Genomic DNA, 15,002 nt, shown 5'->3' with positions numbered 1-15,002 from the left:
GAACCAAAGAAATAACCAGGGAGGGAACAGACAAAGGAAACACCCCAAAAACCCCACCAAACCAGCAAACACACCAGGGCCGGTGACGACATGGCACCCACAGCTTCACTCCACACCGACACCCGTCACCGCATTGGACGCATAGAAACCACTACCAGCCCCGAAAGAAAAAGCCTGCACCGCACTGTACTTCACCCACCAAATCGCACCAACAGACGAACAAGCAAAACCTACGCATGTCAACCAGTAGAAGCAGATGCAACTGAAGCCGCCAGCCTGTCCATCACCAACCCCGCACACCAATGAAAGGCCAACCATGAACACCGAAACCATCACCGCCACCGCAGAACTCATCACAGCCACCGCCGCGGCCGCCACCGCCCTCTCCCCCTACGCCAGCCAACTCATCACCCTGCTCGTCAAGGCCATCAAAGCCCTCCACAGCAAGACGACTAAACCCCGCGCACGCCACCGCCAAGGCAAAGGCCACGGCCGCCACACAAAATAGACCAACCCCAACCACAACAAGGGGGAACCAACCGACATCGGTCAGTTCCCCCATGCACACCTACAAAACGAACGGCCCGCAGCAACGCCACAACACCTTGCAGGGGGTCGGAGGTTCGACCCCCTGCCGACCAGGACAAAACAGCGAGAGCGGCCACGACGGCCGCGAGCCGGGCTGCAACATTTCAGGTGCGAACCACTAAATCAGGAGAGTCGTCCTCCTAACAATCCACGGTTTCATCATCCGGGCGAACGCCGAAAAGCCCTTTAGTACCCCTAACACCCATACAAAAACGTTCCTGGGAATCCTGATCTACCAAACGTTCAGCTCGGCTGGGGGCATTGCAACCCACGGCATTAGGAGATCAGCACAGCACTTTGCTGAGCCTGCCGCACACATACATGTGACCGCGTGCATCTCACTCTCGAAGGAACGCCATGAGCTCTATCAACGACACTCTAGAAGCCATCATTAGTATCTTCCCCACCGTGCAAGCACTTCTGACCGGTCCCCCCATCACAAGCAACCCTGTCCTCACCGGAATTACAGCCAATGTGATCACCTCAGCCATTGGCAAGATCATCAATGATGTAAAACACTCACGCAGAACTAGTAGGAAACGCAAAGGTGATGGGCCCCGCCACCGCAAATAGCCCGACCACCCAGGAGGGAACCAAACCACAAGCAAGCCAGCTACGAACCACTCCACCTTCTCCCGGAGCTCTCGCCCCAGTCACCAACGCCAGGCTGTAACCTCAAAACGAAGAGAGAAGCACGAAACCAGGAAGATTCAACCACTTTGAATACTTCAACTATCTTGGTTTCGTGCTTCTCTCTTCACCCATCCAGTGAGTAACAAAAACTCCTCAACTCCGCCAAACAGGCACGATCCGTAGTGACCACTAGCTACTGCTATGGCTGGTTAGACGCCTCTTTGATGGTTACCTCGCAGCTGTATGTAGTCGGAGGAGTCGCAGAGGACTTCACCGTCGCAACGCACTCCACAGGAATCGGAGATGGCGCCATCAATACGTCGCACCAGGCGATCGCACATAGATTAAACCTGCTGCCCTTAACCCTGTAGAGACATGCGGAGCCTTTCGACACCATCGGCAGCTTCCGGGACGGTCGCCATCCACTCAGGGTGGACAACGAGACTGCCGAGCATGTTGGCCAGGTGGCTGCGGGCCGACGGCTCGTACTCGGCGCCACGGAGATCCTTGAGCTGGATCACTGATGCCAGTGTCAGGAAGTCGGTGACGTGCCGCATCCTGCCGGGGTCGTCCATGATTTTCAGGGCTGCGGCTTTGCCGATCATGGAGCCCAGCAGCGTTGATCGGTTCACCTTGCCGGCAAACTCACCGGCAACCACCTCGACTGTCTCAGCGCGATCCAGCGCAGCCTGCGTCCCAGGGGCAGCCAGCGTTGTCCCTCCTGTGACCCCTGTACGTTTTTCACTCACTTCTCCCATGAAGCGCGGGATAAGGACATCGACGACGGCTTCCCCGCGCAGCCAACGGTGCTGGTGCCCCTGTAGGGACTCTCCAGCCGATTCGAAGCCGAGATCCTTGAGTGTGCCGGTGAATGCATTGAGATGCTGCGGATACGCACGGATGTCCAGTGCAAAATCTGCATCCTTTGTCGCCCGCGGCGCCGGCGCGTTGCGCTCGATCGCATGAAGGTAGACGGCCTGACCGCCGACAAGGATCCACCCATGGGGCAGAGCCTCGTAGACCTCAAAAATGGCCTTCCAAGATTCCGACTGTTCGGTCAGCATTACTGGCAGTTCAATGGGCAAGGGTTCTCCTGATGATTGATTCTGCTGCGGATTGTTCGCGTGGCCCTGGCCGCTCGGCCAAGTCCATGGCCGTGAAGATGGCCGGTACCTTCACTAGAAGGTGAGGAACGACGTGAAGTTTGATGTTGGCCTTGCGGCCACGGCCAGCTTCAAGGAGGAACCATTCCTTCTTCACCGGGCCCAGATCCTGCACGTCGATGTAAGCTTCCAGTTCGTTGCCTGGGAGCAGCCCTGATCGCGGGTCAGAAACTCCTGAAAGAAACAATCGAGGCTCTTCCCGAAGTTCCGCCAGGTCGGGACCGCTGATGGATAGCTCGACCGATGTCGCCCTGGCCGACATTAGAGATACAAGGCGGGATTTCGGGTTCGGGTCCGACCGGACTTGCGTGGCAATGGTCCGAATGCGCGATTCGCTTGATTTCGGCATGCTGAAGACTTCGCGGAAATCCTGGCCTTCTAGAAGTAGCGCCAACCCAAAGGCACCATAGAAACCCAGCGGCCTGCCTGGACTTCTATGCCAGACCTTTTGAGCCAGGGACTCTTCGTCTACGAGCCATTGTCGGCCCAGCTTCTGAGCATCGATGCGGCCCGCGTAGATGAGCTCACGGACTCTGACCGGCGTCACGCCTAAGCGGATTGCGGCTTCTTCAACACTGATTGGCATGAAACAATCCTATCGTCGGCGAAAGGTTTACGGAACAAGGGACGAGGTGCACACGAGATTCCCCACCATGGTGCCGGGGCGGGCCGAGGTACGCGCACCGGGCCAAGGGTGCGGATGGCCACGACGGCGAGACCGAGGCGATGGCGCACCCAAGCAGGCGAACCGAAGCCACAACAGCCCGAGTGTGCACACTCATCACACCCCCGCACCAGGGCAATGACCCACGGGCCAGCCCCATGGCCCTGGGTGCGCATCTGCCAGGACACCGCTCCCCCTCAAGGAGTCCCACACCTCCACCACAAGCAGTTGCTCAAACACCCCCCCATAAAGCCATAACCCTCAAAGGAACACCAGCCACAACCCCGGACGGAAACAAGAAATGAACACCCAAAGGAAACCGTCCTAACCCTCCGCCATTGCAAGGAACCGCAGACCCATGAGTTCAAGGCTTCAACTGGTCAGGCACGGAACATCGTATTTGTGACCCAGTTTCCAAGTGCGGCTACGAATCCGGCAGTGTCTGTTGCCTCGAGCGTTGCCAGCGTGACTCTGCGGCCCCGCCCGCTCAACTGGATCTTGATCTTGGCGAATATATCGCGTTCCCAGGGGTCGAACTTTCGCATGTCTATGTCGGGACCGATGTAGAGAACGGCGTCTCCACCTGTGAACTCTGCGTTGGCTACCTGGTCGCGGTAGGCACCGGCGAGAGAGCTGTTCGCCACGGCGGGGTTGATGTCGTCTCTGACTTTCGTCCCGGCGTGATCGGAATGGTCAATGTGCACCCCGAATAGGGCTGCTGGTATTACGAGGTGGTTCAGTAGCCCGGATACAGGATCGAGCTCGACGCCCCCGCGTGCGTTGATGGTTTTCGCTGCGGCCTCCAGTTGCTCGAGTCGGTGCAGCAGGTTCCGGGCCCCCCACCGCTCTGCTGGACCGTGATCGGTGTCGAAAATTTGAGCCATCCATCCGGCTGCGCTATCGGGCAGCGTTCCGGTCAGGCCCATCTTGGTAGCTCGGGTGATCTCTGCAGCCTGCCAGATGCGGGAGTCGGAATCAGTGGGGTCATTTCCGGTCGGCAACAACTGGAGCGACAGAATGCGGGCCGCTGCGTCGGCCGCGAGTTCGTCAGCGACCGATAGACGTTGAGCTCGAGTGAGCGAATTCAAGGTCAGCGGCAGACTTACTCCGATTGTGTTGATCAGGTCTCCTCCAGTCCAGGTCCGTGCGTGTCGGTTGCCAATAAACAAGGATTCACCGGAGACAGATACCTCGTTGGTTCCACGAGTAGTATCGATGATTGTGCCGATTCGAGCTTCAGCCTCGTCGTAGACATCCAGCCATGCGGCTGCATCCCACATGGACTCAGAGACCCGAGTTAGGTCGTCGGCGAGTCGGGAGGCTTGAGTGGAATCGGTAAACGTGGTGACCTTGGCGCTGTGCGAGTCGGCGTACTCACCAGGCCAAGTTGCGATGACGGTGAATTTTCCCTGAGTTGGCAGGCAGCTGTAAAGAGTCATAGTGATACTCCAGATTGATGTCGGTCAGCGGACCGCAGCTGCCCTCACTGGCACCGGCAACTTTCGTCCGGGCACGAGGAGAGGCAGCGCGAGTTGCGCTAAAGCTGATGAGAGATCCGGTAGCTTCGCGGCCCAACCGCAACGCCAATCCATTAGTACCCATTATAGCCCTGGTCAGTGGGAGCTGCCCCTTCCTGTTGGCTGTCTGTCTATCGCTGGTTGAGGTCTCGGATCCTTCGCTTGTAGATGACCAAGACAGTCAAGGCGATGATGATGATGACCATGGCGGCGAGTGCCACTAGACGTATGAGATCTAGGCCTGCTCCTGTTCCTGGTATCTCCAGGTACATGCCGTTCCCTTCAATGAGGATTTGGTATTGCACCAGCCAATCCTTAACGGGCGACAGCATGGCACCGAAGGGGATGATGCCTGCCCCTATGGTCAGTACGACGATGAACCCCAGAAGAATGTTGTCGTCAGAAATTTCTGGCTTTTCATTGCCATTGCTCATTTTCTTCCTCCATTTTCGTGTTCTCCGTGCCGCGGACTTTTTGTGGCACGGTCTGCGCTGATGTCGGATGGATCCCACATCGTGTTGGTGCCCTGGGGTGAGAGGCGACCCATGGAAATTTGGGCCTCAAAGTTGTCCGTCATTTCGCCGCCGATGATTAAATCATCGGGACGCTGAAGGCCCAGGATGATGTTGTCGTCAGAAATTTCTGGCTTTTCATTGCCGTTGCTCATTTTCTTCCTCTGCCTTCTTGTTCATCGGGTCGGCGTATGTGGAGCCAGGTGTCAGCGGTGATGGAGGCGGAGTCAGCTTCGCCTGTTTCGATGTCTCGGTAGTCAAGGATGAGGTAGTCGTCGTCTTCTGGTTCAACGTCTGTGACGATCCCCCACAGCCCCAGCGCTTCATCTATGAGAACTGCGTCGCCTTCCTCCAGAGAGCTGGCTTTCTCCTGTGTTGCCGGTCGGTACCCTTCAAACAACCCGATTGTGCTTTCCATCGAGTCCTCAGCATCTTCTTCGCCTGCGGATTCAGGGTCATCTGTCTCGTCGTTGGCCTCTGGAAGAGCTTTGGACGTGTGAGCGGCTCGAGCTGGTGGAGTCGGAGCCATTTCATCTGCGATTCTGGCGTCAAAGGGGACAATCCTTGCCTCCGCATAGTCTCGGTACCCTGGTTCATAGTCCGGGTCCTGGGTGCTGCCGTCTAAGTCAGCTTCAATGTCCGGGTCCAGGATCATCATGCGTGGGTAGGTGGTTTCTTCTGGCTGGGCCTTTTCGAGGTATTCCGGAAGATCACCCTTTGCCGGATCCGGGTTCCAGAAGGTTTGGATCTCGACCGGGTTTGATTCTGCATCGGTACTCACACCACGGCCGCGAACGTTTCGAGGCAGGGCTACACCGATAGCGAATGAATCCCACATCATGTTGGCACCTTGCGGTGAGAGGCGACCCATGGAAATGCGGGCCGCAAAGTTGTCCCTCATTTCACCGCCAAGGAATGAAACATCGGGACGCTGAAGACCCAGAATCATGTGAATCTTGGCGCTGCGGGCAAGCCGAGCCAAGTCCTCAATCAATTCCAAAATCGGCGGTTGTGTGGGATCACCCTTTTGCTTGACCGTCTTGTACCAGCGCACAATGCGGGCCTTCAGAGTGGCGTACTCGTCAATGATCAAGAAGAGGGGGTCAAAATCCTTCAGGGTTGCTTTGCCCGCTTCAATCAGGGTGTAGCGCTCCTCCATCAGTTCATGAGCCGCAATGATCATTCGCACCTGGTGCTCAACCCGCGAAGCCACCAGCTCGACATTGGGGTACCCCCGAAAACCGACGAATTCGATTCTCTTTCCATCGATCACCCAGATGCGGTAACCCTGACGGGCAATCTGTTCCAGGAAGCCGTGCTCGACCACTGTCTTACCAGTGCCGGTGCCTCCCACTACGAGCATGTGAGGATTGAGCGCCGGCTGCCAGAAAATGATGTTGCCGTTTTCATCCACCCCATACGGCAGCTTGAGCTTCAGGTAGGAGGCGTGCGCATCCGTGCGGTCCACATCTTCATAGATGGGGTAAACCAGAGTTGGCAATTCAGGGCGCTGGGTGAATCTAACGATGTCATTTTGAAGATCCCAGTGAGCGACCCAACGCCCATGCATCCTGGCGCTAATGACCTTCTCAACTCGTTGCCGGCGCCCAACCATGGCCATGTGAATACCCTGCTTATGAGTAACCGTGACGTTCTTGATTTCGTCGCCGTCCTCCTCACATTCCACCGTCGCACTTTCACCCAACAACTCCTTCACGACAGCAAGGACGCGCTGCACCTGCTCACTAGGAAGAACCTCCTCCTTCGCCGGCGTCTCATCCAGGGCCAAGACAAGCAGCTTGGTCCGATGGTTGTGGCCCTTAACTTGATAGTGGCCCCCCAGGTTTCGATCCAGAACCTCCAGGACACCACCAACCCACTTCGGATCCCGCCCGTTGACCTGATTGGCATATCGAAGCTTGGCCCTCCCCGGCGTACCCACCCAACCGTTCTTCCAACGACTCACTCGCAGAAGGGCACGTGAAAGCTTCCGAACCCCCAGCATGGGTGCAACAGCCTCAAGGGTGTTGTCGATAATTTCTCCCCGCCGCTGGTCCCTAATGCCGAAGGCAATAACTGCAGCGCTCGCGATGAGTAGGACCACTGCAGCGGCAACGCCCAGCAGGACTCTGTCCATGGCTAGGCCCAAACAGAATGTAAGCGCGGCCGTCGCAGGGATCACGACAGCCCAAATCTTCCACTCATGATTCCGTGGGGGTAGCTGGCTTGTCTCGGCTAGGGGTCCAAGACCAGGGACAGGCAAGGTTGCCTGCCGGGATCCGATAACCATCATGGCTCCTTTGGTTGGGGTGAATGATTCTCTTTCTCTGGAGGTAGGTATCGATCTCCTGCTGAAACAAAGCAAGAACGGGGAAAGTAGCCGCCCACATCTGGTGACATGAGTCTGAGAATGGTGACATGTAGGATCCCGGGCTGCCTGTCACCAGCGAATCGCTCTGACCTGCGACGATGCACCGGCCAAGATCTCCGAGATTCTCAATTTCGTGTCACTTTCCTACAGACGCTCTGTCATTGATGAAAACGACCGCGCTTCGTTCCGTGTGCGACGCCCACACCATCTGGGCCTGTCAGGTTTTGGCGAGCATCGGCCCGGCGATTGTCGGAGTCAGAAGAGTGGCCTCATATTGACGGAAATACCGTCCCGTATAAGGCACGCGGGCTTAATTGCGGGCACGGCATACGGGAATCCGACGAGCGCAGAAGCGCTCGGATTGTTGTTCCGGGGCATTTTCGTGGAGGTTGGACCGGTCATGGACCGGCTTATGGGACTCCAAAATGCCATTCTAGACACACCCCCGAAAGGACCGCGAGACTGTGCAAGTAGTGAAGAAGATCGCTTGTTGGGTCCCCAGGGGGATACGGCGGGGCAGATAGCTGGCGGCTCCGCGCTCGTGCGTCGCTGGGCAGTGAGGCGAACATCTTAAGGACAGGTTAAGGACAGGCTTGGTTGTGCCGCAGATTTCGGCGGGTGGAATTCCACACCGATCAGCCTGGTGATTCTCACCTTTACACGAATCGCCATTATTTAAGTATTGATTCGTTGTGGTGCCGTAGTTGTGAGAGCCTGCTGATGGTGCGGTCAATGTCGAGAGGCCCTCTCGATGTGGCTGCCAGTTCATGAATGGGGACTGTAGCGATGAAGGTGACAAGGATCTGCCTGTCATAGAGCACGTCGATCAGGTTTGCGAATCGTTGCGCGGGTTCCCTGTCAAGCTCCGTGAGGCTTGGTATGTCGCTGATCAGCCATGTCTGGTGGCGAGCAGCAAGGTCGAGGTAGTCGCTGCTGCCTGTCTTGGACTCACACAGGTCACTGAATCGGAACCAGAGTAGCTCATGGTCTGCTTGTACAACATTCAGCAACCGTCCGCTCACGGTGACCGTCGCAGCGCTACTGGCTCCGTGAGTTGACAGCCCGAGCTCACGATATTGCGCTGCGGTGCCTGGACTCAGCCATACTCCGGAGGAGAACCCTTGCGTGTGCTCTGAATCCAGCCTGTAGTCGCGCGTGCCACGAATCTCCAAGACCTCAAGCTTCTCAGCGATCACCTTGATGGTGGGAAGAAACATGTCGTGAAAGAGTGGGTTGGGAAGCAATCCATCTGGCGGATAGTTCGACGTGACTATCAGCCTGATCGGTCGCGCAAAGAGTGCTAGCAACATCCGCCGAATAAACGTTGAGTCACCGACATCATGGACGTGGAACTCATCGAAGCAGAGCACATCGACCTCGTTGAGAAGCTCGTCGAGGGCTCTCTCGATCGAGTTCCCGTTCTTATTAATAGCCTGATGGAGTTGATGAAAGAATTCATGGAAATGTACGCGCCTTTTGCGAGACGATGAGATCGCGTCGTAGTAGACATTCAAGATCCAACTCTTGCCACACCCCACGGGTCCCCACAGGTAGAAGCCATGCTCGGCAGGTGCCATAAGGGCCCCAATCGCCTCGCGCTGCGCTGTATCGATTGTGAATCCTTCGGAGATGGCAGCACGCTCGAAAACTTCGACTGTAATACTTTCGAGTGGCGACGGATGATGCCTTCTCTTCGTCAGCCAATTCCGTTGAAACCAGCTCATCTCGGACTCCTTTGTTCACCGCCCAGTAACCTCTATAATTATAGAGGCAACTTGAAAGGGGCCCAAAAATCTCACGAACTACATTGAGGCGCGAACTTATCTGTGAGGCGGCTGTGGAGCTTCTTGCCCGTGGGGGTGGCCATGCCGTTAGTCATCAAGCTATTGATCGCCATTTGGCTTTGCCTGCCGGATCAACGTCCTACTACTTCAGGACCCGCCATGCACTTTTGTCTGCGACGATCGGGTATCTAACGAAGTGCTCGCGTGATGCATTTGAAAATGCGCAACCTGAGCGAATGGTGACTCCTGATGCCGCATCAGCAGTAATTGCGTCGCAACTCGTGTTGCTCCTCCACGAGCGACGAGGACACTCGCGCGCTCGGTACGCACTGATCGTTGAGACCGCTGAAGATCCCGAACTCGCTGGCCTTCTTTCCGGGAGCTTGTTCTCCTACGAGAAAGCAGTCGCCCTGTTCCGAGCCCTCGGTGTGCATGAACCACAGCAAGCCGCAGCAGACCTGATTGCTGTCCTCGAAGGACTCCTTTTTGACCGCCTGTACGGACGTCGGCGGCAATCCGAAACGACGACGCTCAAAGCACTCCAAGCCGAACTGGAACGCCCGATCCAGCTACTGCTCTCCGGCTTTGTGTATGACGACCAGAGGCACTCAGCGGGCACGTCACTGTCATCGCAGAAGTTCCGTTCATAATGTGCCCGTTCAAGGTTCCCCCAGCGAGATGAAGTGCTCGATGCCTCACCAACGCGACATCACTAGGCGACACCTCGTCGCTGACCGCCTTTTGGGACATATTTGAAGTGCACCCTTCGAAATATCGGTGAGTTAGGGTGGGGTTCATGGAAGACAACGAAGTCAAAGTCCGAGAAGCAATTGCCAACGACAAATCAATTCTGGCTTTGGCGGCTTTCGAGGCAATGAACTGGAACGGGGCCGCGCGCTTCACCCACGAAGAGTTCGCAACCAATCCAGATCTTTCGCGCTACCTCAAAGGTTGGCCGCGAGTCGGTGACTTCGGCGTCGTGGCACAGACGCATGACGGCGTCCAGATTGGTGGAGCATGGTGTCGGACCTTCGCCCCAGACGACGCTGGCTATGGCTTTATTGCAGAGGACATTCCTGAACTGACCATCGGAGTCCTGCCTGGCCACCGCGGTATAGGTGCTGGCACGGCTCTCATGGCAAGCCTCATTACAATCGGACGCTCACGCGGACTGCGAGCTATCAGCCTCAGCGTTGAAGACGGGAACCGTGCCCGGGCGCTTTATGAGCGCCTAGGCTTCGTCAAAGTCGGTCGCAACGGTGGCTCGGATACAATGCTTCTCCAACTCGACGCTCAGAATTAAGCACGGCATTTTCGCGATTCATTTCGGGCAGTCGCCGCCGTTTGCTCAGTGTGAGGCCCTGCCCATTGCGGCATCTACAAGAGCCATTTCTTAGTTCAGAGCTTTGCTTCGGCATCCCCTACAGCCATTGCAGTCGGGTTGTTTACGACCTCGCAGAGAACCAGCCCGGCGAGGTTAAATAATCGTTCCACCACGGACAAAAATCAGATTGTTTTGGGAATCCGATCATCCCCACAAACAATGTCTGATGTAGAAGTGATGCCCTTGAAATCGTGTCCCGCAGAGGGTTCCCCTGCGGAAACCCGCACTGGTCGAGAATTACCCCGAAGTCAACTTCGGTGGAGACAGTGAAAGCGGCCCGGTGATGGTCCCTCTTCGGGCGTCTATCAGAGCAAGAGTTCCATAGCTAGGACGCCGGGGTCCGTTGACGTTGGAGAAGTTCTGAATCCGATTCGCTCATAGGTGCGGATGGCGGGCAAATTTCCGGCGATGACATTTAGCGTGATCCGGGAGGCTCCTAGTGCTTGACCTTTGGCCACGGCCAGCGCGACTAGAGTCGCGGCGAGCCCCTGGCCTCGTTGTGCTGGATCGATGATGACCCGACCGATCCGGAAGGTCTCGCCGTGCTGGGTGAGATCGAAATGGCCTACGGGTCTGCCATTGCTGCTGCTCGCGCCAATCCATGCGCTGAGGTTCTGCTCGGTCTCCATCTCTGAGAGCTGCTCTGTCGAGAGTGGCCACGTCAAGCGTGGGCCAGTGAAGAGGTAGAGAGCGGCAGCATCGGGTACCCATCCAACTATCGTGTCTAGATCTGCGTTTTTTCGCTGCCGTATGGAGATCATAGATAAAGTCTCACACAGAGCTTCAAGCGCCCGTAAACCGTTCGGCTACGGGGCACGATAAGTGCCGAGTGGTCATCGTCAGTCGAAGTGGGATGCTAGTTCTGTGGACTTGAAAACAAACACCAATGTGCCAGTTGTTGCCATTCGTTCTTACCGTCTCGCGGATGCTGCAGACACCATGGCGATCTTCCTTGCCGCAGTTACCGAGACTGCTGCCGCTGATTACTCGCCGGAGCAGATCCAGGCGTGGGCTCGGCCAGAAGCGCGAGAACTATCCACCTGGCATGCCGCGATGAACGCGCGGAATAGTTACGTGGCGACCGTGGATGGGGAACCAGCAGGCTTCTCCGACGTAGATTCGCAAGGGTATATAGACATGATGTTCGTGTCCCCGCGCTTCCTACGGCTCGGGGTAGCGCGTCACCTCCTTGCCCATGTGGAGGCCCACGCGCGCGCAGAGCGCCTGGCAGAGCTGACCGCCGATGTCAGTATTACGGCCCGCCCCTTCTTCGAGCGCTACGGATTCATCGTCGAAGCAAAACAGCATCCTGTGATGGTCGGCGTGAAGCTGACTAACTACGCAATGAAGAAGAACCTGTTCGGCAACTGACCGGCACCGGGAATCAGACTTCTCCCAGTGGCAGGCGTCCCGCAGGAGGTCCCCTTACGGGCCACACAAACAATCCCAAGCCAGCAAGCCAGAGCCTTGCTACCAACAACAATCCGCCATCGTCTGGTGACATGAAATCCGGACTGGTGACACGCTGGTGACACCAAATCGGGATTAGTGACACGTAGCTCCGGATCCCACACAAAAAAATCACCCCCTTAACTTGACAAGGGGGTGTACGATCAATAATAGGTTCTCGAAGAGGTTCTTAGAATTGATCGAACTTCCCTTCCCAAGGGGTAATAGAGCATTTGATCCAGATGGTTTGTCAACTTAAGTTGACTCTCTTTTTCTGGTCCCCGCTCCCCCATTTCTCACATTCAGAACTGTTTTCTTCCCTGCTTCCAAGCGGCTGGAGGGCGGCACATTGCACAGCAGCTCACGGTGGATTTGCGGTCTTGGGGCTGGTTGCTCGACGTATTGAAAACGGGGCAGGGCCTTCAATGGAAGTGATGGTGTGGGTGGCTGCTGCCGATACCGATGGATGTCCTTCCCTCTTCCCAACATGATTTATGGCCCTAATTCATGCCCATTCTCGTGCTGGTGGTGTGGCGATTCTTATTTGATCTCAGCCAGTTCCGGATAGAGGAGTAGACCGCTCGGAACTGGCTTGGACATTGAAAAGGGCCCGGGGAGAAGTTGTCTCTCCGGGCCCTTGCTGTCGATTTGTTTAGCGGGTGGGCATGTAGGCGGGATCTCCGCTGGGGTTGTCCAGGGATGCCACTCGCCATGTGTCGGCTGTCTTTTCAATGCTCAGAATTTTGATGAATCGTAAGGGTGCTGCGGTGATGGTGCCGTCTCCGGTGGTTGTTTCGATGTCGAAAGTCATCATGGTTTGGGCCTTGCCGGTTTCAATGTGGTCGGTTCGAATGACCTTCAGTTCGACGATGGTGAGGGTTGTTTGGGACTTGGTTGAGATGAACTCCGTCCATGCTGCTCCTCCGCTGCCGCCGCCGTAGTTCTGCTCGAGCTGGTCTGCATAGTGGGTGGTTGCCAGGGCCTTTGCGCGTCCTAGCCAGCTGGTGGGAGAAGGGTCTGTGTAGATGCGTTGGGTGTAGGCCTGGAGGAATTTGGTGCTGTCATTCTTGAGGGCTTCTTCTTCCTGCGCTGGTAGGTATTCCAGAAGGGTGTTGGGGATCTGCGGAGTGGGGGTTGGTTCTTTTGGAATGTCTGGAAGAGATTCGGCTGAGGCGCTAGATTCTGCGGAATCTCGGGGTGTACCTGTGGGTGGGGCAGATTTGATCCAGAGAGTCAGGAAGATGATTCCCAGGACTAGGGTGCAGGCCATGGCGATGTTGAGGAGCCGGCCTTTGGTGTTGTTCATGGTGGCCTCCTTCAGCCTTTGATGAGCACGAAGTATTTGGATCCGGGGTTCCAGTCCACAGGGTGGAGGAGGGTTCCTTCAGCGGGGTTGAGTGCGGAGTACATCATCCCGTCGCCAGCATAGATCCCAACGTGGGCCCAGTGGTTTTCTCCGTCTGGATTTTGCACAACGAGGTCCCCGGGGCTGGGGTCGTTCGTTTCGGATCCGACGCTCCATTGCTCCGTGCGTGGAAGGGTCATGCCTGCCTGGGAGTACACCCACTTGACGTAGCCTGAACAATCCCAGTTTTTGAATTCCCCGTGTCCCCAGGAGTAGGTCCCGCCTAGTCCCTTCTTCGCTGCTTCGATGATCGCCTGCCTTGCCTCCAGCTGGTTTGTGACAGCTCCCGGGCCGTTCTCTTTCGCGTTGTCGCATTGCTCCGCGGTTCCGCCTCCGAGGTTGGCCAAGATGGCGGTGGAGGACGAGGCCCATTTTTCGTATTCCAGGGGGAAGGCTGAACGCTGGACTCTCTGGCCGGCTTCGCCCAAGGGCAGCGATTGACGATTGGGTATATCCAGCAGTCCGGGCGGCTCTCCATGGTTGGGCCCGCTCTGTCCACCAAAGAAAGCCCTTGCCGCATAGGAGGGGTCCATTAGCTGAGCTACAGTTCCCCATCCTGTCGCCGGTCGCTGTTGCATGAAGTTCAATGAGTCGTTGTCGCTTCCATCGCCCTGGTTGGGATAGTTCACGGATTCTGGGTAGCGGCTCTTGTTGCTGAGCATCCGCAGGCGCGACTCCTGCAGTGCCACCATGAGCGCAATCTTGATGTCATTGTTCGTTGCCCCTGCTTTGAATCCCTCGTCTTTGATGATCCCGGCGTTCCTCATCTGATCCGCACTGAGAGTCATATCCGCGGCGTCGGGGCCTTTGGTGGTGAAGCCTGCATTGTCTGCCTGGGCTGGGGCTGCGGGCTGGTTGGTGGTAGATGCGTTCTCTATTTGTTTGGTTGGCCTTCCTTGGCCAAGGGTGATCCCTTTCTGCTTCATCCAGGCAACTGGATCCACACTCTTACCGTTCACCTGGATGGAGAAATGCAGGTGGACACCTGTGGCCATTCCGCTGCGCCCTGTGGCCGCCAGCTGCTGGCTTGCGGAGACGGTGTCCCCTTTTTCGACTTTGGCGCTTCCGTTGACTGCGTGCCAATACCAAAGGTGGACACCGTTGCCGGCATCGATGATGATCCCGTTTCCACCGTCTCCGGGCCCGTCGCTGGTTCCCGCACCAAAGACCGTCAGAACCTTGCCGGCGCTGGCGGAGTAGTAGGGGGTGCCTTCGAGAACGCCGGCAATGTCGGATCCATCGTGGAAGGTCAGTGGATCTTCACTTTGAAAGCCTGCCGGGATGACGCCTGGGCCAAAGGGGTTGTCCCGGGGACCATAGGGGCTGGTGAGCTGCCCGACGAGGGGATTTGCGAAACCGCCAACAACGGTCAGAGGCACGCATCCGGGAGTTACTCCTTGGTCACCTTTTTTGCCGTTTGTGGCTGCTGAGATGGCTCCCAAGGTGACTGTGAGCATCATGGCGATGAAGAAGCAGGGCACCAAGATTACGGCAATGATGCCCAAGGGGAGCAGCTTTTTGACGTTCATGGG

At 56.8% G+C, this 15,002-nt stretch carries 15 protein-coding genes; 5 read left to right on the top strand and 10 right to left on the bottom strand.

Features of this window, described 5'->3' with window-relative positions:
- Positions 1-316: 316 nt before the first annotated feature.
- On the top strand, positions 317-508 hold the full coding sequence (locus CVS27_RS15675; protein ID WP_103466780.1) for a hypothetical protein: 192 nt from the start codon (positions 317-319) through the stop codon (positions 506-508).
- A gap of 437 nt (positions 509-945) precedes the next feature.
- On the top strand, positions 946-1,161 hold the full coding sequence (locus tag CVS27_RS15670; protein WP_103466779.1) for a hypothetical protein: 216 nt from the start codon (positions 946-948) through the stop codon (positions 1,159-1,161).
- A 419-nt stretch (positions 1,162-1,580) separates the two neighbouring features.
- Here CVS27_RS15670 and CVS27_RS15665 read toward each other — a convergent pair whose 3' ends face one another.
- The 7 genes from CVS27_RS15665 to zapE form a co-directional block, all read right to left on the bottom strand.
- Positions 1,581-2,306 carry a hypothetical protein gene (locus CVS27_RS15665; protein WP_103466778.1) on the bottom strand — a complete coding sequence of 242 codons (726 nt, stop codon included), beginning with the start codon at positions 2,304-2,306 and terminating at the stop codon, positions 1,581-1,583.
- Entirely contained in the window at positions 2,296-2,970 is a 675-nt protein-coding gene (locus CVS27_RS15660; RefSeq protein WP_103466777.1) for a helix-turn-helix domain-containing protein, read from the bottom strand. Before CVS27_RS15660 ends, CVS27_RS15665 begins: the two co-directional genes overlap by 11 nt.
- Before the next feature lie 458 nt (positions 2,971-3,428).
- Complete coding sequence (locus tag CVS27_RS15655; protein ID WP_103466776.1) at positions 3,429-4,487, bottom strand: hypothetical protein; 1,059 nt, start codon at positions 4,485-4,487, stop codon at positions 3,429-3,431.
- A gap of 209 nt (positions 4,488-4,696) precedes the next feature.
- Positions 4,697-4,999, bottom strand: a complete 303-nt coding sequence (locus CVS27_RS15650) for a hypothetical protein (RefSeq protein ID WP_103466775.1) — start codon at positions 4,997-4,999, stop codon at positions 4,697-4,699.
- Positions 4,996-5,232, bottom strand: a complete 237-nt coding sequence (locus CVS27_RS15645) for a hypothetical protein (protein WP_103466774.1) — start codon at positions 5,230-5,232, stop codon at positions 4,996-4,998. Before CVS27_RS15645 ends, CVS27_RS15650 begins: the two co-directional genes overlap by 4 nt.
- Entirely contained in the window at positions 5,229-7,214 is a 1,986-nt protein-coding gene (locus CVS27_RS15640; RefSeq protein ID WP_165788327.1) for an FtsK/SpoIIIE domain-containing protein, read from the bottom strand. The genes CVS27_RS15645 and CVS27_RS15640 overlap by 4 nt, the downstream gene beginning before the upstream one ends.
- 905 nt (positions 7,215-8,119) lie before the next feature.
- Positions 8,120-9,172 (bottom strand): cell division protein ZapE, encoded by a 1,053-nt coding sequence (gene zapE / locus CVS27_RS15635; RefSeq protein WP_103466772.1) that lies wholly within the window; start codon positions 9,170-9,172, stop codon positions 8,120-8,122.
- Between the two features lie 296 nt (positions 9,173-9,468).
- On the opposite strand from zapE, the gene CVS27_RS15630 reads away from it, so the two are divergent.
- The gene (locus tag CVS27_RS15630; RefSeq protein WP_243400223.1) at positions 9,469-9,882 is read left to right on the top strand and encodes a hypothetical protein; all 414 of its coding nucleotides are present in this window, start codon (positions 9,469-9,471) and stop codon (positions 9,880-9,882) included.
- A 146-nt stretch (positions 9,883-10,028) separates the two neighbouring features.
- Positions 10,029-10,535, top strand: coding sequence for a GNAT family N-acetyltransferase (locus tag CVS27_RS15625; protein ID WP_103466794.1), 507 nt, complete (start codon positions 10,029-10,031; stop codon positions 10,533-10,535).
- A 386-nt stretch (positions 10,536-10,921) separates the two neighbouring features.
- Here the strand turns inward: CVS27_RS15625 and CVS27_RS15620 are convergent, their stop codons facing one another.
- The gene (locus tag CVS27_RS15620) at positions 10,922-11,377 is read right to left on the bottom strand and encodes a GNAT family N-acetyltransferase (RefSeq protein ID WP_103466770.1); all 456 of its coding nucleotides are present in this window, start codon (positions 11,375-11,377) and stop codon (positions 10,922-10,924) included.
- Positions 11,378-11,480: 103 nt separating this feature from the next.
- On the opposite strand from CVS27_RS15620, the gene CVS27_RS15615 reads away from it, so the two are divergent.
- The gene (locus CVS27_RS15615) at positions 11,481-11,987 is read left to right on the top strand and encodes a GNAT family N-acetyltransferase (protein WP_243400222.1); all 507 of its coding nucleotides are present in this window, start codon (positions 11,481-11,483) and stop codon (positions 11,985-11,987) included.
- 730 nt (positions 11,988-12,717) lie between these two features.
- Here CVS27_RS15615 and CVS27_RS15610 read toward each other — a convergent pair.
- Both CVS27_RS15610 and CVS27_RS15605 read right to left on the bottom strand, forming a co-directional pair.
- Entirely contained in the window at positions 12,718-13,371 is a 654-nt protein-coding gene (locus tag CVS27_RS15610) for a hypothetical protein (RefSeq protein WP_103466769.1), read from the bottom strand.
- 11 nt (positions 13,372-13,382) lie between these two features.
- Complete coding sequence (locus CVS27_RS15605) at positions 13,383-14,999, bottom strand: peptidoglycan DD-metalloendopeptidase family protein (RefSeq protein ID WP_243400221.1); 1,617 nt, start codon at positions 14,997-14,999, stop codon at positions 13,383-13,385.
- Positions 15,000-15,002 lie beyond the last annotated feature (3 nt).

Origin of the sequence: Arthrobacter glacialis (assembly GCF_002909445.1) — a bacterium.
Lineage (GTDB): Bacteria > Actinomycetota > Actinomycetes > Actinomycetales > Micrococcaceae > Specibacter > Specibacter glacialis.
This window is presented reverse-complemented; position numbering and strand designations above follow the sequence as displayed.